Source organism: Variovorax sp. DAIF25 (assembly GCF_050711835.1).
GTDB lineage: Bacteria > Pseudomonadota > Gammaproteobacteria > Burkholderiales > Burkholderiaceae_C > Variovorax.
On sequence record NZ_CP136637.1, the window covers coordinates 1290681 to 1312441 of the forward strand.

General features: G+C 70.8%; 21 protein-coding genes. 13 read left to right on the top strand and 8 right to left on the bottom strand.

Annotated features, from left to right (window positions below):
• Positions 1-7: 7 nt before the first annotated feature.
• Positions 8-1183, bottom strand: coding sequence for a polyamine ABC transporter substrate-binding protein (locus R0232_RS40175; protein WP_431513009.1), 1176 nt, complete (start codon positions 1181-1183; stop codon positions 8-10).
• 243 nt (positions 1184-1426) lie between these two features.
• On the opposite strand from R0232_RS40175, the gene R0232_RS40180 reads away from it, so the two are divergent.
• Genes R0232_RS40180 through R0232_RS40190 form a run of 3 tightly spaced genes read left to right on the top strand, consistent with a single transcriptional unit; the run spans position 1427 to position 4355 of the window.
• Positions 1427-2131 (top strand): DUF1989 domain-containing protein, encoded by a 705-nt coding sequence (locus tag R0232_RS40180; RefSeq protein ID WP_431513010.1) that lies wholly within the window; start codon positions 1427-1429, stop codon positions 2129-2131.
• Positions 2128-3021 (top strand): polysaccharide deacetylase family protein, encoded by an 894-nt coding sequence (locus R0232_RS40185; protein ID WP_431513011.1) that lies wholly within the window; start codon positions 2128-2130, stop codon positions 3019-3021. Before R0232_RS40180 ends, R0232_RS40185 begins: the two co-directional genes overlap by 4 nt.
• Positions 3009-4355 (top strand): amidase family protein, encoded by a 1347-nt coding sequence (locus tag R0232_RS40190; protein WP_431513012.1) that lies wholly within the window; start codon positions 3009-3011, stop codon positions 4353-4355. Before R0232_RS40185 ends, R0232_RS40190 begins: the two co-directional genes overlap by 13 nt.
• A gap of 25 nt (positions 4356-4380) precedes the next feature.
• On the opposite strand, the gene R0232_RS40195 is transcribed toward R0232_RS40190, so the two are convergent.
• Positions 4381-5289 carry a LysR family transcriptional regulator gene (locus R0232_RS40195; protein WP_208512720.1) on the bottom strand — a complete coding sequence of 303 codons (909 nt, stop codon included), beginning with the start codon at positions 5287-5289 and terminating at the stop codon, positions 4381-4383.
• Between the two features lie 141 nt (positions 5290-5430).
• On the opposite strand from R0232_RS40195, the gene R0232_RS40200 reads away from it, so the two are divergent.
• From R0232_RS40200 to R0232_RS40210, 3 genes are read left to right on the top strand one after another with little or no spacing between them, the layout of a single operon-like run.
• Positions 5431-5982 carry a cupin domain-containing protein gene (locus R0232_RS40200; protein WP_209542178.1) on the top strand — a complete coding sequence of 184 codons (552 nt, stop codon included), beginning with the start codon at positions 5431-5433 and terminating at the stop codon, positions 5980-5982.
• Between the two features lie 20 nt (positions 5983-6002).
• A complete protein-coding gene (locus tag R0232_RS40205) occupies positions 6003-6836 on the top strand; it encodes an alpha/beta fold hydrolase (protein ID WP_431513013.1) in 834 nt (277 codons plus the stop codon).
• A 44-nt stretch (positions 6837-6880) separates the two neighbouring features.
• Positions 6881-7867, top strand: coding sequence for a Bug family tripartite tricarboxylate transporter substrate binding protein (locus tag R0232_RS40210; RefSeq protein WP_431513014.1), 987 nt, complete (start codon positions 6881-6883; stop codon positions 7865-7867).
• Positions 7868-7873: 6 nt separating this feature from the next.
• Here R0232_RS40210 and R0232_RS40215 read toward each other — a convergent pair whose 3' ends face one another.
• Positions 7874-8497 (bottom strand): LuxR C-terminal-related transcriptional regulator, encoded by a 624-nt coding sequence (locus tag R0232_RS40215; protein WP_431513015.1) that lies wholly within the window; start codon positions 8495-8497, stop codon positions 7874-7876.
• A gap of 170 nt (positions 8498-8667) precedes the next feature.
• On the opposite strand from R0232_RS40215, the gene R0232_RS40220 reads away from it, so the two are divergent.
• Positions 8668-10674, top strand: coding sequence for a PAS domain-containing hybrid sensor histidine kinase/response regulator (locus tag R0232_RS40220; protein ID WP_431513016.1), 2007 nt, complete (start codon positions 8668-8670; stop codon positions 10672-10674).
• Here R0232_RS40220 and R0232_RS40225 read toward each other — a convergent pair.
• On the bottom strand, positions 10618-11079 hold the full coding sequence (locus tag R0232_RS40225; RefSeq protein ID WP_431513017.1) for a hypothetical protein: 462 nt from the start codon (positions 11077-11079) through the stop codon (positions 10618-10620). The two genes, R0232_RS40220 and R0232_RS40225, sit on opposite strands and share 57 nt — an antisense overlap.
• 74 nt (positions 11080-11153) lie before the next feature.
• Here R0232_RS40225 and R0232_RS40230 point away from each other — a divergent pair, with 74 nt between their 5' ends.
• The 6 genes from R0232_RS40230 to R0232_RS40255 all read left to right on the top strand — a co-directional run bounded on the left by R0232_RS40230 (position 11154) and on the right by R0232_RS40255 (position 16203).
• Positions 11154-11900 carry a response regulator gene (locus R0232_RS40230; RefSeq protein ID WP_431513018.1) on the top strand — a complete coding sequence of 249 codons (747 nt, stop codon included), beginning with the start codon at positions 11154-11156 and terminating at the stop codon, positions 11898-11900.
• A gap of 98 nt (positions 11901-11998) precedes the next feature.
• Positions 11999-12892 (top strand): helix-turn-helix domain-containing protein, encoded by an 894-nt coding sequence (locus tag R0232_RS40235; protein ID WP_431513019.1) that lies wholly within the window; start codon positions 11999-12001, stop codon positions 12890-12892.
• Between the two features lie 120 nt (positions 12893-13012).
• Positions 13013-13900, top strand: a complete 888-nt coding sequence (locus R0232_RS40240; RefSeq protein WP_431513020.1) for an alpha/beta fold hydrolase — start codon at positions 13013-13015, stop codon at positions 13898-13900.
• Between the two features lie 28 nt (positions 13901-13928).
• Positions 13929-14480: a hypothetical protein gene (locus tag R0232_RS40245; protein ID WP_431513021.1), complete on the top strand. Its 552-nt coding sequence runs from the start codon at positions 13929-13931 to the stop codon at positions 14478-14480.
• 8 nt (positions 14481-14488) lie between these two features.
• Positions 14489-14803: a cell envelope biogenesis protein TolA gene (locus tag R0232_RS40250; RefSeq protein ID WP_431513022.1), complete on the top strand. Its 315-nt coding sequence runs from the start codon at positions 14489-14491 to the stop codon at positions 14801-14803.
• A gap of 167 nt (positions 14804-14970) precedes the next feature.
• A complete protein-coding gene (locus tag R0232_RS40255) occupies positions 14971-16203 on the top strand; it encodes an MFS transporter (RefSeq protein WP_431513023.1) in 1233 nt (410 codons plus the stop codon).
• A 6-nt stretch (positions 16204-16209) separates the two neighbouring features.
• On the opposite strand, the gene R0232_RS40260 is transcribed toward R0232_RS40255, so the two are convergent.
• From R0232_RS40260 to R0232_RS40275, 4 genes are all read right to left on the bottom strand, one after another.
• A complete protein-coding gene (locus R0232_RS40260; protein ID WP_431513024.1) occupies positions 16210-17367 on the bottom strand; it encodes a PepSY-associated TM helix domain-containing protein in 1158 nt (385 codons plus the stop codon).
• A 10-nt stretch (positions 17368-17377) separates the two neighbouring features.
• Complete coding sequence (locus tag R0232_RS40265) at positions 17378-19774, bottom strand: TonB-dependent siderophore receptor (protein WP_431513025.1); 2397 nt, start codon at positions 19772-19774, stop codon at positions 17378-17380.
• A 122-nt stretch (positions 19775-19896) separates the two neighbouring features.
• On the bottom strand, positions 19897-21033 hold the full coding sequence (locus tag R0232_RS40270; RefSeq protein WP_431513026.1) for a FecR family protein: 1137 nt from the start codon (positions 21031-21033) through the stop codon (positions 19897-19899).
• A 70-nt stretch (positions 21034-21103) separates the two neighbouring features.
• The gene (locus tag R0232_RS40275) at positions 21104-21625 is read right to left on the bottom strand and encodes an RNA polymerase sigma factor (protein WP_422098659.1); all 522 of its coding nucleotides are present in this window, start codon (positions 21623-21625) and stop codon (positions 21104-21106) included.
• Positions 21626-21761 lie beyond the last annotated feature (136 nt).

Genomic DNA, 21761 nt, shown 5'->3' on the forward strand with positions numbered 1-21761 from the left:
CCCCGCCTCAGGCGTTCTTGTAGCGTGACCAGAAATCGCTCCAGTCCTCGAGCGACTGGCGCACCGGCAGCGCGCGGTTGGTGATGCGGCCCTCGCGGATGTCGTCCATCGCATTGCGCTTGCCGGGCTCCATGCGCGAGCGCTTCGCCTCCTGCGGCTGCTGCTGCGCGAGCAGCTCCCAGCCCTTGCGGTTGGGCACCAGCGCCGGATAGGCCTGCATGGTGGCCGAGCGCACCTGCCCGGGCGGCGAGGCCATGTACTGGATGAAGGCGCGGGCGAGCTCGGCCTTCCTCGAGCCCTTGCCGATCGAGAACGACTCGGTCCACTGCAGCCCGCCTTCGTCGGGCAGCACGGTGCGCACGCTGGCGCCGTTCTTCTCGAGCACGCCGGTGATCCAGTCGCCGATGCCGGCCATCAGCACCATCTGGCCGTTGCGCAGCGAGGCGAAGGTGCCGCCGTAGTCGAAGAAGCCGCCGACATTGCGGCGCATGCCCATCATCTGCTGCTGCACGCGCCCCCAGGCGGCGGCATCGATGTCGAAGGGCTTGCGCTGGCCGTCGAGCAGGCTGGCCTGGCCGATGCTCGGCAGGTGCCAGTCGAAATGGCCGACCCGGCCCTTGAACCTGGGATCGGCATAGACCTTGTAGCTGCGCGCCTCCTTCTCGCTCACTGCCGTGGTGTTGTAGGCCACGCCGAGGAAGCCGAAGCGGATCATCACCGCGTAGAGCTTGTCGCCATCCCAGTGGCCGGGGAAGCGATGGAACTCGGGAAAGAAGTCGTCGAACGGATAGTCGGCCGGCTGCAGCCGCTCGACATGGCCCGCACGCACCAGCTGCTGCACGTACTCGGCGTCGGCCTGGATCAGGTCGTAGGTGCCGGGCGGCGACTGCGAGATCAGCGCGAGCATGTTGTCGCCGCCCACGTAGTACTTGGGGCGGATCTTCACGTTGTGCTGCGCCTCGAACTCGGCCACCACGTCCTTCTCGGCATGGCCGTACCACGCGAGCATGGTGAGTTCGGTCGGCTTGGCCTGCGCGAAGGCACGCTGCGCGAGGCCGGGCAGCGCCAGCGCGGCACCGGCCACGGCCGCGCCGCGGATCAACCGGCGCCGCACGGGTTGCACGGCGCTCGTGTCGCCGGGCGAAGCCGGTGCGTCGGACACGGCGAAGGGAGGATTCTTCATGAGCTTGTCTCCGGGAGTTCGGTTCGTCGAAGGCCGCGATGGATGCGGCCGGGGTCGAAGCTTCGGGGCCGCGGGCCGCGACGACAACTGATGAGTTCTCCGCGTCGGGCTGAGATTTGTTCGTCGTGGCACCTGCGCACGGGCCATGGCTGAGCGGGGCTCATCCCCGGCTGAGAAATCCCCGTTTGTCGCGATTGCGATCCGCGCCAACACTCGACTTCACGCACCACGGAGACCAAGCGCATGGACTGGATCAATCCCCACTACACCGACAACGGCCACGCCGACGGCGTGAACGACACGCTGCACACGCCGATCTCGCCCGACGGCACCCCCAAGCCTGGACAGCTCTACACCCTGCCCGCGCGCCAGGGCCGCGCGGTCGCGCTGCGGCGCGGCCAGCGGCTGGCGCTGGTCAACACGCACGGCACCCAGGTCTGCGACCTCTGGGCCTTCTGCCGCGATGGCCTGCACGAAGCGCTGTCGATGGAGCACTTGCGCGCCGGCCTCGGCCGCACCACGCCGCGCGTGGGCGACGAGCTCGTCACCAACCGCCGTCGCGCGATCCTTCGGCTGGTGGAGGACAGCTCGCCCGGCGTGCACGACACGCTGATCGCGGCCTGCGACCTGCCGCGCTATCGCTCGCTGGGCGTGCACGGCTATCACGACAACTGCAGCGACAACCTGCGCCTGGCGCTGCGCGCCATCGGCCTTCGCACCACCGAAGTGCCCGCGCCCTTCAACGTGTGGATGAACAACCCCGTGGCCGCCGATGGCACCATCGGCTGGGCGCCGCCGGTGTCCAGGCCCGGCGACCGCACGGTGTTCGAGGCCTGCCTCGACTGCATCGTCGTGCTGTCGGCCTGCCCGCAGGACAGGGTGCCGGTCAACGGCGCCGATTGCGTGCCGAAGGCTCTGCAGTTCTGCGTGACGGGGGCCGTCGCATGAACAGTTCGACGAGCAAGGAGATCCTCTGCGCCTACAGCGTGGACTTCGATGCCGTGGCCGGCTGGCTCGGCTCCTATGGCGGCCAGGATTCGCCCAGCGACGTGTCGCGCGGCTTCTTCGCGGGCGAGGTCGGCGTGCCGCGCCTGCTGCGGCTGTTCGCGAGCCGCGGCATCGCCACCACCTGGTTCATGCCCGGGCATTCGATCGAGAGCTTTCCCGCGCAGGCGCGCGCCGTGGTCGAGGCCGGCCACGAGGTCGGCCTGCACGGCTACACCCACGAGAACCCCACCGCCATGAGCCGCCAGCAGCAGGCCGACGTGCTCGACCGCTGCATCGAGCTGATCACCGGGCTCACCGGCCGCGCGCCCGTGGGCCACAACGCGCCCTGGTGGGAGTTCAGCGCCGACACGCTCGACCTCCTGCTCGAACGCGGCATCGCCTACGACCACAGCCTGATGCACCGCGATTTCGAGGCCTACTTCCTGCGCCGCGGCGACCGCTGGACGCCGATCGACTACGGCCAGCCCGCCGCGAGCTGGATGAAGCCGGTAGAGCGCGGCACCGAGACCTCGCTGCTCGAGATCCCCGCCAACTGGGAGCTCGACGACATGGAGGCGCTGCTCTACATCAAGTCCTTCGCCAATGCGCAGGGCTACGTGGGCGCGCGCAACCTCGAGGTGCAATGGCGCGACCAGTTCGACTACGTCTGGCGCGAATACGACTTCGCGGTGTTCCCGATGACCATCCATCCCGACGTGTCGGGCCGCGCGCAGGCGGTGCTGATGCACGAGCGGCTGATCGACTACTTCCTGAGCAAGCCCGGCGTGCGCTTCTGCACCTTCGCCGAGATCGACCGGCGCGTGCGCGAACGGATGGCATGCGGCGCCTGACGGTCGCGGGCCTCGCGGCGGATTTCCGAAGCGGCGCGCGCGGGCCATCGGAGGTGCTCGACACCTGCCTCGCGGACGCGGCGCTGCCCGCGGCGCGGTCGGTCTTCATCGCGACCACCGCCGAACGCGCCCGCGTCGAAGCGGCCGCGGCCGACGCGCGCCTGGCGCGCGGCACGGCCCTGGGCCCGCTCGATGGCGTGCCCGTGTCGTGGAAGGACCTGTTCGACCTCGAGGGCCTGCCGACCACCGCCGGCTCGCGCGTGCTGCCGTCGGCACCACGCCCCGCCGACGCAGCGGCCGTGGCCCGCTTGCGCGCGGCCGGCGCGGTGTGCGTGGGCAAGACCAACCTCAGCGAATTCGCCTTCTCGGGCCTGGGCCTGAACCCGCATTTCGGCACGCCCGCCAATCCTTTCGGCAGCCAGGTCGAACCACGCGTGTGCGGCGGCTCCTCGAGCGGCGCGGCGGCCTCGGTCGCGCTGGGGCTGTGCGCGGTCGGCATGGGCACCGACACCTCGGGCTCGGTGCGCGTGCCGGCCGCCTTCACGGGCCTGTGCGGATTCCGCGCGAGCCGCGGCCGCTATCCGATGGCGGGCCTGCAAGGCCTGTCGCCGCTGCTCGACACCCTCGGCGTGCTCGCGCGCAGCGTGGAGGACATCGCGCGGGTCGACGCGGTGCTTGCCACCCGCACGCCGCCGGACGAGGACATCGGCCCGCTGCGCATCGTGCTGCTCGACGACTTCATGGACGACACGGTGGACGCGGCGCAGCGCGCCCACTGCCTCGCGCTGTTCGAGCGGCTGCGCCGGGCCGGCTTCGCGGTGTCGCACGGACGCGCCGCGCCGCTGACCGCCGCGCGCGAGGCCATGGCACGCCACGGCACGGTGGTGGCCGTGCACGCCTTCCATCGCCATCGCGCGCTGCTCGACGGTCCCGCGGCCGCGCGCATCGATCCGCACATCCGCGCACGCCTGGAAAGCGCGCGCGGCTTCCTCGCGGCCGACTACCTCGCGCTGCTCGCGGCGCGCGACAGCGGCCTGCGCGCGCTGCGTGCCTGTGCGCCCGGAACGCTGTTCATGTTCCCCACCACGCCCATCGTCGCGCCCACGATCGACCACGCCTCGGATCCCGCGCGGCACGCGGCCCTCAACGCACGCGCGCTGGCCCATTGCATGGTCGGCAGCCTGCTCGACATGCCGGGCATCGCGATGCCCAGCGGCTTCGATGCCCAGGGCCTGCCCACCAGCGTGCTCTTCAGCATGCCCCGCGGCCGCGATGCGGAGCTGCTGCGCGCCTGCGCGCGCATCGAGGCGATATCCGCCGCCGAGGCCGCCTGAGCCGACGCGGCGCCGGCCGCATCGCTCAGGCGTCGCGCGCGCAAGCCAGCATCAGCTCGCGCAGCCACTCGTGCGCCGGCGAATGGTCGGTGCGCGGATGCCAGACCATGCGCACGTCGAACAGCGGCAGGTCCAGCGGCAGGTCGAAGGCCTCGACCTCGGCCATGCGTGACATGCGGCGCGCGAGCCGCGCCGGCACGCTGGCCACCATGTCGGAGGTCTCGAGCACGAAGGGCAGCGCGAGGAAGCTCGGCTTGATCATCTGCACGCGCCGGCGCAGGCCGTGCGGCTCGAGCGCGGCATCGATCTGCACGTTGTAGATCTGGGATGCGTCGGGTTCGATCGTCACGTGCGGCAGCGCGCAGAACGAAGGCACGTCGAGCGCCGCGCCATGCACCGGGTGCGAGCGCGCGGCCAGTCCCAGGAAGCGGTCGGAGAACAGCTTGCGGCCCTTGACGTAGGTGGGCGCGTTCGGGAAGTAGGTCAGCGCCAGGTCGAGCTCGCCGGCCGCCATCATCTCGCCGAAGTGGTGCGGGTTGGTCTGCAGCATGTGCACCCGCACGCCCGGCGCCTCCTGGCGGATGCGGCGCATGACCGAGGGCATCATCAGCAGGTCGATGTAGTCGATGACGATGAGCCGGAACACCTGCGTCGAGGTCGCGGGGTCGAAGCGCACGGGCTCGGTCAGGCGCTCGAGCGCGGCGATCGCCTCCTGCACGCGCGGCCACAGCACGAGCGCGAGTTCGGTTGGCATCCAGCCGGTGCCGGCGCGCATCAGCAGCTCGTCGCCCAGCAGGTCGCGCAGCTTGGCGAGCGAGACGCTCATCGACGACTGGCTCATCTCGAGCCGCTCGCCCGCGCGCGTGACGTGCCGCTCGCGCATCAGCGCATCGAAGGCACGCAGCAGGTTCAGGTCGAGGTCTTGCAGCTTCATCGGGGGCGATAGCGGGGCGCGGGCGGGTAAACCCGCATGGATCATCACGAACGCGATGCCGGGCATCGGCGGCTTCGATGGACCGCGCGGCCGCGGCCTCGAATACTGGCGGCCATTATTCACTCCGCCAGAAAGATCGCCATGGCCATTCCCCAGATCCGTGTCACCCGCGAAGAGATGCGCCAGCGCGTCGCCTACTTCAAGGACCTCAAGGGTTTCGACGGCGGGCTGCCCGACAGCCGCCATCCGAGCGCCGAGCGCAAGCTCTACAACGCGGTGGGCTTCCAGCCGCCGCGCGGCAAGGGCGGCGACGAGGTGGTCTCGCCGGTCGGCGCGCAGGCGGCCGAGAACGCCGCCATCCGCATCAGCGAGGGCTTCAACCTCGGCTTCTGCGAAGCGAAGCCCGGCAAGGGCCCGATGATGCACAACCACGACACCAACGAGACCTTCATGCCGCTCACGGGCCGCTGGCGCTGTTCGTGGGAGCTCGACGGCCGCGAGGAGTACTTCGACGTCGGGCCGTGGGACATCTTCTCGTTCCCGGCCGGCGTCAACCGCCGCTTCGAGAACATCACGCACGAGGAGCCGGGCAAGACGCACTTCCTGATGTTCGTGATCGGCGGCAACGCGCCCGAGGCGGACTTCACCGAAGAAGCAAAGAAGACGCTGCGCGAAGAAGGCCTGCTGGCCTGATGCGCGCGACGGCCCACCGCATGACGACGATCGCCGAAGACCTGCCCGCGATGCCCGAGGCCCTGCGCCGCTTCGTCGCCGCGCAACCCCTGCATCGCTTCACCGACACGCGGGGTTTGGCCTGGTCGCTGCGCGACAGCGGCGCGCGCGGCGACACGGCCACCGCCGGGCCCCGGCCGCTGGTCCTGCTGCCGGGCGCGCTGGGCAACGGCGACAGCGCCTGGCGCATCGCGCAGGCCTTCGCCGCCGAGCGCCGCGTGCTGAGCATCACCTACCCGGGCGGCGTCGCGCCCGAGCTGCTCGCGCTCGGGCTCGAGGAACTGCTGCGCGAGCGGCGCACCGGCGCGGTCGCGCTCTGGGCCTCGTCGTACGGCGCCTGGTGGGCGCAGGCCTTCGCGTTGCGTTTCCCTGATCGGGTGGCGGCGCTGTGGCTCGGCAACACCTTCGTCGACGGACGCGACGTGGCGCAGCATCCGCTGTTCGATGCGCTCTGGCTCGCGGCCAGCGACAGCGCCGCCGTGATCGCGCGCTGGGACCAGGCGCTGCGCGCGCGGCCCGACGACCTGCTGCGCGCGGTGCAGCTGCACATGCTGCATGCCGGCCTGCCCGCTTCGGACTTCCATGGGCGGCTGCGCCAGGTGGCGGGCGCGGCCGAGCTGCCGGCACCGCAGGCGATCGCCAATACCGTGGTCTTCGAGTGCGAGGACGACGCGATCATCGCGCCCGCGACCCGTGCCCGCGTGCGCGCGCTCTATCCGAAGGCCCGCCATCTCGCGCAGGCGCAGGGCGGCCACTACCCGCACATCGTCGCGGCCGAATTGCTGGTCGAGCGCATGCGCGACTGGCTGCAATGACAACACTCATGACACCTGCATCGACCCACGCTGAGGAGTTCCCCATGCCCGTCTCTCGTTCCCGGCGCCTCGCGCTCCAGCGCCTGGGCCTCGCGGCCCTGGCCGCCACCACGGACCGCGCGGCCTTCGCGCAGGCCGGCTGGCCCACCAAGCCGATCAAGCTCGTCGTGCCGTTCTCGGCCGGCGTGTCGCCCGACGTGGTGGCGCGCATCCTCAGCGAGCCGCTGGGCCAGGCGCTCGGGCAACCGATCGTCATCGACAACCGCGCCGGCGCGGCCGGCATCATCGGCGCCGAGGTCGCGGCGCGCAGTCCCGGCGATGGCTACACCCTCTTCATGACCGTCAACTCGATCATGGGGATCAATCCCAACGTCTACGCCAAGCTGCCCTACGACACCTTCCGCGACTTCGCGCCCGTGACGCAGGTCGCGCTGGTGCCCTATGTGCTGATCACCGGCCCGAACCAGCCCGACGCCAGCCTGCGCGAGCTGCTGGCGCGCGCCAAGGCCAAGCCGGGCTCGGTCGACTACGGCTCGCTCGGCGTGGGCTCGGGCCCGCATGTGGTGATGGAGATGATGAACAACATGGCCGGCGTGCAGATGGTGCACGTGCCCTACAAGGGCAGCCCGCTGGCCGACGTGATGGCCGGCCAGATGCCGATCGCCTTCGAGCCCGCGACCACGGCGATCCCGCTGGTGCGCAGCGGCAAGCTCCGCGCGCTCGCGGTGACGAGCCCGAAGCGCAGCGCGCTGCTGCCCGAGGTGCCGGCCGTGGCGGAACTGCTGCCCGGCTACGACGGCGACGGCTGGCAGGGCTTCTACGTGCCGGCCGCGACGCCCAAGCCCATCGTCGCGCGCTACAACCAGGAGCTGGTGAAGATCCTGCGCAACCCCGAGGTGCAGCGCAAGCTCACCGAGCTGGGGCTGGTGCCAGTGGGCAATTCGGTCGAGCAGTTCGGCGCGATCTCGCGCAGCGAGTTCGAGAAGTGGGGACGCATCGCGAAGGCGAATCGGATACGCATCGACGGCTAGGGGAGGTCAACCGCAGACCGTTCCCGTCAGGCCACGATGCTCGGCGACGACGACGGCCTGCGTCCGGGTGCGCACGTCGAGCTTCGCGAGGATGGCCTTCACATGCGTCTTGACGGTGCCGAGCTGGATGTCCAGCGTCCGCGCGATGTGCTTGTTGCCCGCGCCCTGCGAGATCAGGTTCAGCACGTCGCGCTCGCGCTTCGTCAACGGCGCGTGCACGAGGCTCTCGGCCATGCGCGCCGAGACCGCGTCGTCGTAGCAGCGGCCGCCACGGGCCAGCGAACGCACGGCATGAAGCAGGCGCTCGGCCGGGCACTCGAGCAGCAGGTAGCCGGGCACGCCACGGGTCAGCGCGCTGCGGATGTCCCACTCGCCGTCCCGCGAGGTGACGATCAGCAATCGCGGCGACGGCCCGCGCCGGAGTTCGGGCGATGGCGCCAGCGCCTCGATCCATCGCAGGCCCGTGGCGTAGTCGGCCACCAGCACATCGCAGCGAAGTTCCGCGGGCGCGGGCAAGGTGTCGCTCGCCACGGTCACCGAGAGATCGGCGTGGCCCTGCAGGGTGGCGCCCAGCCCTGCGCGAACGAGCGGCGATTCGTGGCACACGAAGACTTCCACGCGTGGAAACATGGTGATGACGCTTTCCGGTTGGGATGCGGACTCGAAGACGATGGCGCGCAGTCTGGAAGGGCCGTGTATCTCGACGGCATCACATTCGACCTCCCCATGTGTCATATGACACACGACCGGGCCGGTCGCCGGTGCTGCTCGATAATCCCGCGCATCCCACTGGACACGACATGGCGCGACCTTCGACGGCCCCTTCGCTCCTGCACGAACTGCGCAAGGACCTCGACCGGGCCGAGGCGCGCTTCCACCACCTGGTGGAGGCCACGGGCGACGTGATCTGGATCACCGAGTGCGACCCCGAGCGCGTCGTGTACTGCAGCGAGAGCTTCGAGCAGATCTGGGGCTACACGGTCGCGCAGCTCTACCGCGAGCCGGGCCTCTGGATCCAGTGCATCCACGACGAGGACCGGGACCGGATCGGCCGGGCCTTCCACGACTGGCTCGCGCAACCGACCGAGCGCTGGGAGGCGGAGTTCCGGATCGTTCGTCCCGACGGCGAACTGCGATGGATCCACGAGCGCGGTGTCGCCATGGTCGAGGGCGACGGCAAGCTGCGCGTCGTCGGCGCCTCGGCGGACATCACGCGGCTGCGGCTGACGGCGGCGGCGCTGCGCGAGTCCGAGGAGCGCTTCGCACTGGCCGTGGAGGGCTCGGCCGACGGCATCTGGGACTGGGACCTGCAGACCGGCATGATGTTCATGTCCGAACGCGCGCAGTTCCTCTACGGACTGCCGCCGAGCGCCGATGCCTCGCGCCCGCGCGCCGAGTGGATGACGCTGGTGCTCGAGCCGCAGGCCGATGTCGCCGCCCGGCGCGATGCCATCGCGCGCTACATCGCCGGGGAAACCGACGCGCTCGATGCCGAATGGCTGTTCCGGCAGCCGGACGGCACCGACCGCTGGCGAAGGATCCGCGGGCGCTGCCTGCGCAACCCCGAGGGCAAGGCGATCCGGCTGAGCGGATCGATCAGCGACGTGGACGCGCGCCGGCGCGAGCAGGCATCGCGCCAGCAGTCGCAGCGGCTGGAGGCGGTCGGCACTTTCGCCGGCGGCATCGCGCACGATTTCAACAACATCCTCGGCGCCATCCTCGGCTTCGGCGAGATGTCGCTGCGGCGGACCCGCGCCGGAAGCCGCATGCGCCGCGACCTCGAATCGATCGTGACCGCCGGGGAACGCGGCCGCGCGCTGGTCGACCGCATCCTCGCCTTCAGCCGCAGCAGCGTCAGCGAGCGGGTGCTGGTTCATTTCGAGCAGGTCGCGCGCGAATCGGCGGACCTGCTCAAGCCGGCCTTGCAAGGCGAGATCGAACTCGCCTGCGATTTCCGGGCGGGAACGGCGGCGATCATGGGCGACCCCACCCAGGTCCACCAGGTCGTGGGCAACCTCGCGATCAATGCGATGCAGGCCATGCCCGACGGCGGAACGCTGCGCATCGCGCTCGCCTGCGAGTCCCTTCCGCAAGGCCGTTCGGCCACGACCGGCCCGCTGGCCTCGGGCGACTACGTCGTGCTGACGGTCTCCGATACCGGCATCGGCATCGCGCCCGAGAACCGGCAGCGCATCTTCGATCCGTTCTTCACGACCAAGGAAGTCAACGTCGGCACCGGCCTCGGCCTGTCGCTGGTGCACGGCATCGTGGCGGAACTGGGCGGTGCCATCGACGTCGCGTCGAGCCTGGGCTGCGGCAGCACCTTCGTCGTCTACCTGCCGAGGATGGGCGACGTGCCGGCGCCGCCGGCGGTCGAGGCGCGGCGCCTGCCGCGCGGCGGCAAGCAGCGCGTCCTCGTGGTCGACGACGACCCGGCCCTGGTCCGCCTGACCTCTCAGCTGTGCGCGGACCTCGGCTACGAATGGACGGCCTGCACCTCGGGTGCCGAGGCCGCCCGCCTCTTCGGGGAAGCACCGGACCGCTTCGATGCCGTGCTCACGGACGAGCGCATGCCCGGCATGACGGGCATGGCGCTGCTGCGCCTGATGAAGGACATCCGCGAGGACCTGCCGGTCATCGTGATGAGCGGCTACCTGGGCGACACCCTGGTCCACCGCGCCCGCGCGGAGGGCGCATCGCAGGTGCTGGCCAAGCCGGTCGCGAGGGCCGAGCTGGCCGCGGCCCTCTCCTCAGTGTTCCCGGTCGCCGCCCGACGCACCGCAGGCCGACGCGACGGCCGCCAGTAGCTCGTCCCGCGTATAGGGCTTGGGAAGAATGGCGGCGGCACCGATCCGGCGGGCGAGCAGCGGCGATGCCTGCGGCGCCTTTCGCTGGTGCGCCGACACCACCATCACCGGCGCCCGGTGCAGCGCGCGCAGCGCCTCGATGCGCCCGGAGGCACGGCCGGGGTTCGCGAGGTCCAGCATGACCAGGTCCAGTCCCGGCACCGGCGTGCGTTGGCGCTCGGCGAGCAAGACGACCTCGTGCCCCGCGTCGGACAGCCACCGGTTCGCCAGCTCCCGCATCAGAGAGTCGCCCTCGATGACCGCGATGCGAAAACAACCCCGCAAGATTTGAATCCTCAAGTCGTGCACCCCACGGGCCTCTCGCCGGACAATGAAGCCCGGGCAATCCGCTGCCGAAGGACGCATGGTCGCCGACCCGTGCCGCAGATGGGTGCCTTTGTGTCGTTTGACATCTGCCGTTGCCTGAAGGAGCCCGTCGAATGCTGGAGAGCGATGCATTCACGCATGCCGCGCACGTGCTCGCGGTCGACGACGACCCGTCCATCCGCGAGCTGATCGTGCATTACCTCGGCGATCACGACCTGCGCGTCACGGCCGTCACCACCGAGCGCGAGATGCGTTCGGTGCTGGCCCGCGACCCGGCCAACCTGGTCGTGCTCGATCTTCGCCTCGGGCGCGAGAACGGCCTGGAGATCGCCCGGGCGCTGCGCGCGGAGACGAAGCTGCCGATCATCATCCTGACGGCCCTGCAGGACGAGGCGGACCGCGTGATGGGCCTCGAGCTCGGCGCCGACGACTACGTCACCAAGCCCTTCTCGCCGCGCGAGCTGCTGGCGCGGATCCGTGCGCTGCTGCGACGCTCGCGCATGCACGAGACCGTCGCCGACGCCGTGGCCGACGTGCGCGCCTACCGGTTCGAGGGCTGGGAGCTCAACGTGCGCCTGCGCAAGCTCCGGGCGCCCGCGGGCCACGGCGTCTCGCTGCGCAACGCCGAGTTCAACCTGCTGCTGGCCTTCCTGGCCTCGCCGCATCGCGTGCTCTCGCGGCAGCGCCTGCTGGAGCTGTCCAGGCTGCACGACGCGGAGGTCTATGACCGCTCGATCGACGTCATGGTCGGAAGGCTGCGCCGGAAGGTCGAGCAGGATCCCCGCAACCCGAGCCTGATCCTCACCGAGCGCGGGGCCGGGTACATCTTCACGCCGGCGGTCCACACGGTTCGCGGCTGATCCCGCGGCCCGAGGCGGCCCGGCGCGCCGAACCCCTGTAAGGCTTGCGTAGACTTCATCGACTACCTTGGGGCCTCTCCTTCGTCCCTCCAGTCATCATGAATCTTCTGCGGCATGGCGACAGCAAGTTCCCCGAGGCACGGGTGCTCTGCTCCTCGAGCGGGCTGGGCTGGCGGGGGATTGCCGCGGAGATGCGCTCGCATCCGGCCGGCGACCTGCCGCCGTTCGTGTCGAGCCAGATCGAGATCACGATCGCGCCCGAGACCACGCCCGGCGCCTCGGTGAGCCGCAAGGGCTGGGGACAGCGGCAGCAGACCCGGGTCGAGAAGGGCACCATCTGGATCAGCCCGATGGGCGTCGCCGAGGACGACATCCGGATCAGCCGCTACCTGCCGTCGATCTTCCACATCTACCTGTCGATGGACCGGCTGCTCGCCCTGAGCGATCCCGAGGGCAGCGCCAGCGCATCGCTGCACCACGTCCGGTACCTCGCGGGCGTGCGGGACGAATCGATCGTGCAGATCGGTCACGCACTCGCCGAGGACCTGCGGAATCCCTCCGCCGCGAGCCGCCTGCTGGTCGACTCCCTGACCGCGGCCCTGGCGAACCGCATGGCCCGCAACTACTGCGACACGGGGATGCCGCGCGGCACCGCGGCGACGGCCGCGCGCGACATGCGACGCGTCCGGCTGGCGATCGAGTTCATGCGTGCGCACCTCGACCAGCCCATCGGCCTGGACGAGATCGCCGCGGCCGTCGCGGTCAGCCCCTTCCATTTCGCGCGCCTGTTCCGTGCCTCGACCGGCCTTCCGCCCTACCGGTACCTCGCGAACCTGCGAATGGAGAACGCGCGGCGCCTGCTGGCCCATGGCCGGATGCCGCTGGCGGAGATCGCGCTGTCGATGCAGTTCTCGACGCCCGCCAACTTCGCGCGGGCCTTCCGGCAGGCCACCGGCATGTCCCCCACGGAATACCGTCGCCAGCTTTCCTGAGCGCGCCCGGCGCCAGGAGTGGACGCTCCGCTCGCGCTTCCGATCCACGCCATCGCCCCCTCCTTTGGAGAGAGGAAATCCATCGCCATCGGGGAGGTGTGGCCGCGCGCGGCCGCGGCGATGCTGACACCCATGGCGCCACGCAGGCGTCCCCTTTTTTCCATCCCACCACGAGGAACCGCGACCATGCCCTACATCACGACCAACGACGGCACCCAGATCTACTACAAGGACTGGGGCCAGGGTCAGCCGATCGTCTTCTCGCACGGCTGGCCCCTGTCGGGCGACGACTGGGACAACCAGATGCTGTACTTCCTGCACCAGGGATTCCGCGTCATCGCGCACGACCGCCGCGGCCATGGCCGCTCCACGCAGACCGCCACCGGCAACGAGATGGACACCTACTCGGACGACCTGGCCGCGCTCACCGCCGCGCTGGACCTCCAAGACGCCGTGCACGTGGGCCACTCGACCGGCGGCGGCGAAGTCGCGCGCTACCTGGGCCGCCACGGCACGAAGCGCGTCGCCAAGGCGGTGCTCATCGGGGCGGTGCCGCCGCTGATGCTCAAGACCGCCGCGAATCCGGGCGGACTGCCGATCGAGGTCTTCGACGGCATCCGGGCCGGCGTCGCCGGCAACCGCGCCGAGTTCTACCGCGACGTCACGCTGCCCTTCTACGGCTACAACCGCCCGGGCGCCAGGATCTCCGAGGGCATTCGCAACCACTGGTGGCTGCAGGGAATGATGGGCGGCATCAAGGCTCACTACGACTGCGTGAAGGCCTTCTCCGAGACCGACTTCACCGAGGACCTCCGGAAGATCGACGTGCCCACGCTGGTGATGCACGGCGACGACGACCAGATCGTGCCGATCGGCGCGGCGGGCCTGATGTCGGCCAAGCTGGTGAAGGGGGCCACGCTCAAGGTCTACCCCGGCCTGCCGCACGGCATGTGCGCGACGCATCCCGAGGTGATCAACGCCGACCTGCTGGCGTTCATCAAGGGCTGATGCCGCCCATGACGCCAAGGAGAAGCACATGTTCGGCCTGACGACGCTCGGCGCCATCCACACGGCGATCAGCCTGGTCGCGCTCGCGGCCGGCGCCTCGGCGCTGCTGCGCCAGCGCGAGATCCCCGCCCGCACGATGCTGGGCCAGACCTACATCTGGGCCACGGTGCTCACCTGCCTCACGGGCTTCGGGATCTTCCAGCGCGGCGGCTTCGGCGCACCCCACGTGCTGGGCATCCTGACGCTGGCGGTGCTGCTCGTCGCGGCGGTGGCCGGCCGGACGAACGCCTTCGGCCGCGCCTCCCGCTACGTCGAAACCATCGCGTACTCGACCACGTTCTTCTTTCACCTGATCCCGGGCCTGACCGAGACCTTCACGCGCCTGCCCGTGGGTGCCCCGCTGTTCAGCAGCCCCGAGGATCCGGCCCTGCAGAAGACCGTGGGCGCCTGCTTCGCGGTGCTGGTCGTGGGTTGCCTGCTGCAGGTGCGGCGCCTGCGAGCCGCATCGGCGCCGACGGCGGCGGGCCTCGCGCAGCCGCAGCGCCCCTCCGCCTCTCCTCCTCCCATGAACCTTCCATGAGCCTCCCCATGAACAAGCCTCTCTGCCTCCTGATCGCCGCCTTGCTCGCATCCAGCGCGTACGCCCAGACCAAACCGGGCGAACTCGATCCCACCGGACAGGGCCGACCGGCCGCGCGCGCCGAAGCCAAGGTGAAGGCCCGGCCGGCCGGCCAGGTCAAGGCGCCCGGCGGCGACGAACCGAAGACCGAGGAAGGCGGCGCGATCGGCACGGGCCGCGCGGCCGTCGCCGGCGAAGCCCGCGCCCACACGCGGGACGAGCGCCGCCGGAACAAGGACGGCAGCCTCAAGCGCCGCACCACGCAAGGCGGCACGCCCCAGTAGCGCCAGTAGCGCCGGGAGGCCGCGGGCTTCGCACAGGCGGGCCGGATTCGCTTCGGCGGCTGGCGCGGCCCATCGCGCAAGCGTGCAATCGCGCCATGTTTGTTACTCCCCTCGCCGCGTGCACGGGGGGTAACCTGAGGCCTCGTTGAACCCCTCGAGGACTCACCATGACTTCCTGGCCCGATGCACTGCGCACCCACTACCGCTGGATCATCGTGGCCGCGGGCGGCGCCCTCGGCTGCGTGGCGATCGGCGGGCTGTTCTCGCTGCCGGTGTTCCTGCGGCCGATCGCGCAGGACACCGGCTGGTCGAGCACCGGCATCTCCACGGCGATGACGCTCGCCTTCGTGGCGCTGGCGCTCGGCAGCATCGCCTGGGGCACCCTCAGCGACCGCGTGGGTCCGCGCCTCGTGGTGCTGGTGGGTGCCGTGCTGCTCGCGCTCGGGCTCGCGCTGGCCAGCCTGGCGACGTCGCTGCTCGCCTTCCAGTTGCTGTTCGGCGTGGTCGTCGGCATCGGCGCGGCGGCGATCTTCGCGCCGATGATGGCCTGCGTGACCGGGTGGTTCGACACCCATCGCAGCTTGGCGGTGTCGCTGGTGTCGGCCGGCATGGGCGTGGCGCCGATGACCATGTCGCCGCTGGCCGCGTGGCTCGTGCAGACGCACGACTGGCGCAGCGCGCTGCAGATCATCGCGGCGCTGGCGGCGGTCACCATGATTCCCCTGGCCCTGCTGGTGCGCCGTCCGCCCGCGCTGGGGCAGGCCGCCTCCGCCGCCGCACCGGAGGCCTCGCGCGAATCGTCGCTGTCCGTCGCGCAGGCGCTGCGCTCGCCGCCCTTCCTGATCCTGGTGCTGACCAGCTTCCTGAGCTGCGCCACCCACTCGGGACCGATCTTCCACACCGTGAGCTATGCGGTCACCTGCGGCATTCCGCTGATGGCCGCCGTGTCGATCTACAGCATGGAAGGACTCGCGGGCCTGGGCGGGCGCCTCGTGTTCGGGCTGCTGGGCGACCGGTTCGGTGCGGCGCGCGTGCTGGTGCTGGCGCTGCTGGCCCAGGCGATCGTGGTGCTGGGCTACGTGTTCGCGCGGCAGCTGGGCAGCTTCTACACCGTGGCCGCGCTGTTCGGTTTCACCTACGCGGGCGTGATGCCGCTGTTCGCGGTGATCGCGCGCGACAACTTCCCGCTGCGCATGATGGGAACGGTGATCGGGAGCACCACGATGGCCAGCAGCCTCGGCATGGCACTGGGCCCGGTGCTGGGCGGGCTGATCTACGACACGTACTCGAGCTACACGTGGCTCTTCATCGGCGCGTTCTCGCTGGGCATCGGGGCCTTCCTGGCCGCTTTCGCGTTCACGCGGCTGCCGCGGCAACGGCCGATCGCCGCGGCCGCCTGAACGGCGTCAGCCCGGCCTCCCAAACCGCTCTGATCGCCCGGCGCGCTGCCGGCGCCGCGACACCCACAGATAAACCCCGCTCCCCAGCACCACGATCGTGATCAGGTCGAGCGCCGCCCAGATCAGCTTCAGCGGCAGCCCGCCGTAGTCGCCGAAGTGCAGCGGCCGCGACAGCTCGAGCGCGCGCAGGTACCAGGGCATGCGCACGACGGTGGTCAGCGCGCCGGTGCGCGCATCGACCAGCACGGGGCTGAAGAGCCGGCTGGTCAGCGCGGTGTCGCCCTGGGTCCACAGCAGGAAGTGGTAGGGGCTGCCGAAGGGATTGCCCGGGAACACCACGCTGGTGATCCGCATCGTGGGCACGGCCGCCTGCGCCGTGTCGAACGCGGCCTGCGCCGAGGCCAGGTCCTCGAACTTCGGCGGCGGCTTGCCGGCGTACGGTGCGAGCATGGTGCGCACGTCGGTCAGTTGCCAGAGGCCGAACAGCGGCTTCGAGAGCTCGTTGATGAAGCCGGTCGCGCCCACCACCAGTGCCCACACCAGCGTGACGATGCCCAGCAGGTTGTGCAGGTCGAGCCACTTCAGCCGCGGCGAACGCGTGTCGCGCACGGTGCCGAAGGCCAGCTTGCGCATGTAGGGCGCGTACAGCAGCACGCCCGAGACGGTGGCGACGACGAAGCACAGTCCCACCCCGCCGAGGAACAGCTCGCCCGCGAGCCCCGCGAACAGGTCGGTGTGCAGCGAGAGCACCACGTCCATGACACCGCGGCTCTGCGCGATCGGCAGCACCTGCTTGAGCTCGCGGCCGGTGTGCAGGTCGTAGCGGATGCGCCGCCGGGTCTCGATGCCGGCCGTGGCCGAGGGCCGCATGAAGACGGTGGCGTAGGGCTTGTCCTCGTCGAACACGACGAAGTCGGTGGTCCAGCCCGGCAGGCGCTCGCGCGCGGTCGCGACGATGCGGTCGATGCTCAGCGCCGGCGTGCCCGCGGGCACGGTGGCGGCGGGCAGGCCGTCGTCGAACCCCTGCTCGATCTCCTCCGAGAAGATCAGCGGCAGGCCCGTGAGGCAGACCAGCAGCAGAAACAGCGTGCAGGTCAGGCTGGTCCACTTGTGGATGGCACTCCAGCGTTGCAGGGCCGTGCGATGGCCGTCGCGCGCGTTCATGGCCCGGTGCCTACCAGTTGTACTTGAGCGTGGCGTAGACGGCGCGGCCCAGGCCGTAGCGGCAGCCGATGGCCGAGCAGATCGAGATGTACTCCTTGTCGAACAGGTTCGAGACGTTGAGCGCGGCCTTCAGCCCGCGCAGCGAGGGGTCGAGCACGCCGAAGTCGTAGCGGACCGCCGCGTCGAACACGGTGGCGCCCGGAATGAGCTGCGTGTTGGCGTTGGTGGTGTAGGCCGAGCCGATGCGCCGCACGCCGCCACCGACGCTCAGGCCCTTGAGCGCTTCGCCTCGAAAGGCGTAGTCGGCCCACAGCGAGGCCTGCTCGGCCGGCGTGCCGGCCAGGCGGTTGCCGAGCGTCGAGGTGGTGGTGGTCTGGCTGATCTCGTTGTCGAGGTGGCTGTAGGAAGCGCGCAGCTTGAGCTGCTCGCCCAGGTTGGCGACGGCCGAGAGCTCGATGCCGCGCGAGCGCACCTCGCCGGTCTGCACCGTGAAGTTGGCATGCAGGGGATCGGGCGTGCCGACGTTGCTCTGCCGCAGGTCGTAGGCCGCGGCGGTGAACAGCATGTCGGTGTTCGACGGCTGGTACTTGAGGCCGATCTCGGTCTGCTTGCCCTTGGTCGGCAGGAAGGCGTTGCCGTCGAAGCCGGTGCCGGCCTGCGGCTGGAACGAGGTGGCGTAGCTGAGGTAGGGCGCGACGCCGTTGTCGAACAGGTAGAGCAGGCCGGCGCGGCCGGTGAAGGCATCGTCGCGCTGGCGCGTGACGCTGCGCGCCACGTAGTTGTCGGTATCCGTGCGCGCCCAGTCCTTGCGCACGCCGAGCTGCAGCCGCAGCCGGTCCCAGGCGATCTCGTCCTGCGCATACAAGCCGATCTGGCTCTGCTTCTGGTGCGCGTCCTGGAAGATGCCCGGCAGCGCGATGGCCTGGTTGTAGTTGGGCGCGAGGATGTCGAGCGTGGGCGCGTTGCCGAAGCGCGTGAGGTTGTCCCAGTCGAGGTGCTGGTAGTCGATGCCGGTCAGCAGCTTGTGCGCGAGCGCGCCGGTGCGAAAGCGCCACTCGGCCTGGGTGTCGAGCGTCAGCGTGTCGAGCTGCTCGTTGGCCGTGTAGGCCTGGCGGTTCATCGTACGGTAGTCCGCCTGCAGCCCGAGGCCCTGCACCGAGCGGTAGTCGATGTCGAGGTGGCGATAGCGCAGGTTCTGGCGCACGGTAAGGTGGTCGTCGACCTGGTGCTCGGCGGCCCAGCCCAGCGAGTACTGCGTGCGCGCGAAATGCTCGAACGAGGACTGGCCGGTGTAGAAGCTGCGATCGATGCGGCCATAGGGATTCGGCAGCAAGGTGCCCTGGTAGGGCAGCAGGTTCCAGAAGCCGCCCGAGGGATCGCGCAGGTAGTCGGCCATCAGCGTGACCTTGGTGCGCGCATCGGGCTGCCAGGTCAGCGAAGGCGCGATCGCGATGCGCCGCTCCTTCAGGTAGTTGACCTCGGTCTCGCTGTCGCGCACCACGCCGGCGATGCGCGCCGACAGCGTCTTGTCGGCATCGATCGCGCCGCCGATGTCGAAGGCGCCTTCCTTGAAGGCGTTGCTGCCGTACTGCAGCTGCACCTCGCGCACCGTCTCCGGGCTCGCGCGCTTGCTCACGAGGTTGAGCACGCCGCCGGGCGAGGCCTGGCCGTAGAGCACCGACGACGGCCCCTTGAGCACCTCGACGCGCTCGAGCAGGTAGGGCTCGACCTTGGTCACCGACCAGGTGCCGGCGATGGTCTTGAGGCCGTCGAGGTACTGGTCGAGCGCGAAGCCGCGCGAGCTGATGGTGTCGAGCCGGTTGTCGGCGTCGTCGCTGATGCTCACGCCGGGCGCGAAGCGCAGGGTGGCGCGCACGGTCTGCGCCTGCTGCGCATCCATCTCCTCGCGCGTGATCACCGCGACCGACTGCGAGGTCTCGAGGATCGGCGTGTCGGTCTTGGTCGCGGTCGCGCTGCGGCGCGCCACGAAGCCGGTGGCCGGGCCCCAGGGCGACTCCTGTTCCGCGCCGGCCGTGACCGTCACCGCGGGCAGCGCCGAGGTGCCCGCCTCGCCTTCGCGCCGCACCGTGACGGCACCGCCGTCGATGTCGGCCACGAGGCCGCTGCCGGCCAGCAGCCGGTCGAGCGCCTGGCGCGGCGTCAGCCGACCCGACACGGCCGGCGCCGTGCGGCCCGCCACCAGCGCGGGCGACACCACCAACGTGACGCCGGTCTGGCGCGCGAGCTCGGTCAGCGCCTGCGACAGCGGCTGCGCGCCGATGACCACCTGCGCGGGCGCACCGGCCGAGGGCTGCGCCTGCGCGGGCAGCGCGGCGGCCAGGGCCAGGCAGGCCGCGAGCGCGAACGGCAGCGGGCGCAGCGGAAAGGACGAATCACGGAACGACATCGAAACGATCTCCAGGGGAACGACGCAGGGCCGGAATCGGCGCCTTTCCGATGAAGACGGATCGCCGCGCGCGATCCTGACGTGGAGTGAAGAAAAAAGTTGGACGGCGCGCCGACGCCTCGTCAGCGCTTCGCCAAGACGATTTCTGTCGCGCCCTGCCGGCGCTCCAGCCGCACCGGCAGCACCTGCGGCAGGCTGCGCACGAAGTCGCCCATGCGCTGCAGGTCGACGCTGGCCGTCACCGGCAGCGCGGCCACGGCCGGGTCGTGCACCGCGATGCCGACGTCGCCGTAGCGGCCGAGCTCGGCCAGCACGGCGGACAGCGGCAGGTTGTCGAAGCTCAGGCGGTTGCTGCGCCACGCGGCGACGCCCTCGGGCGCGATCCGGGCGACCGGGCCGGGCCGGCCTTGCGCGTCGGCCGCCACCGTCTCGCCCGGTGCCAGCTCGATCGCGCCCGGCGCGGCGGCGTCACTTGCCGCCGCCACGCGCACACGGCCCTCCTGCACCGCGACCTGCACCTCGGGACGGCCGATGGACGGCGTGTAGCGCACCGAGAAGCGCGTGCCCACCACCGTGACGCGCGTGCCGCCCGCGCGCACGTCGAAGGGCCGCGCCTTGTCGGACTGCACGGTGAACATCGCCTGTCCCTCGGCGAGGCGCACCTCGCGACGGCCGCGGTACAGGCTGACCTCGGCCGTGGTGGCCGTGTCCAGCCGCATCTGGCTGCCGTCGGGCAGCGCCACGTCGAGCTGCTGGCCGCGCTGCGTCTGGTAGCGCTGCTCGAACACCGGCTCGCTGCGCCAGGCCTCCCAGCCGAACCAGCCGCCGCCCGCGGCCGCGAACACCGCCGCGGCGGCGGCGAGCGCGCGACGGCGCGTGGGGCGCGGCGGGGCCGGCGACGTTGCGGGCGCAACGGGCACTGCGGCATGGGTGGCCGATTCGCCGGCCCGGTCGATCGCCACGCGTGCCTGCAGCCGCGCCGCACCCGCCGCGGGCATCGCATCGATCGCCTCGCTCACGCCGGTCATCTCGTCGTAGGCCGCCTGGTGCGCGGGATCGGCCCGGCGCCAGGCCTCGAACTCGGCGCGCTCCGCGGCATCGAGTCCGTCGCCGAGGCGCACCGACCAGCGCAATGCCTCGAACTCCGCGGGCGACAACTCCTCGAGCAGTTCCTCGCCCGCGGTGTCGGGCACGTCCGGCGCGCGCGCGCCATCGCGCGCCGGCATGCCGGGGGCGGTGGGGCGCGTGCGATCGTTCATCGGGGTGCGGAAATTCGGCGTCTCGGCCTGGATGATGACGGATCGGGAGCGCCGATCCTGAGGCGGCGACTCAAATTTTCTCGGGCCGCGCCGGCGCGGGTTGGGGCGCCTCGGCCGTGTCGCGCAGCCGCTTGCGACAGGCCGCGACCGCGATCATCACGTGCCGCTCGACCATGTTGCGCGAGATGCCCATGCGCTGCGCCACCTCGGCCTGCGGCAGGCCCTCGATGCGGTGCAGCACGAAGGCCTCGCGGCAGCGCGGCGGCAGGTTCTCGATCGCCGCGACCAGGAGCCGCATGCGCTGCGTCGCCGCATAGGCCACCTCGGGGTTGTCGGCATCGGGCGCCGGCATCTCGAGCAGCACGTCGTCGCTGTCGTGCGCGCGCACGATCTGCTGGCGATGGTGGTCGACCAGCAGGTTGCGCGCGATCTGGTAGAGCAGCCCGCGCACCTCGACCACCGGCTGCGCGCCATGGCGCTCGAAGGCGGCGAAGCGCGCGTAGACCTCCTGCACGATGTCCTGCGCCAGCGCGCGATCGCGCAGGTACCGGTTGCAGAAATTGAAAAGCTCCAGGTAATAACGTGCCGCCACGATGCACTCCAGCCACACCGGCTCTGTTGAATCCGTCCGGGTGCTGGCGATGTGGCGGCGGCTGGATCTGGCGCGGGCCGGGCGGGAGGGTCGCGATTATAGGAAGGTGAGCGGATGGGCGTGGGCGGCTCGCGGC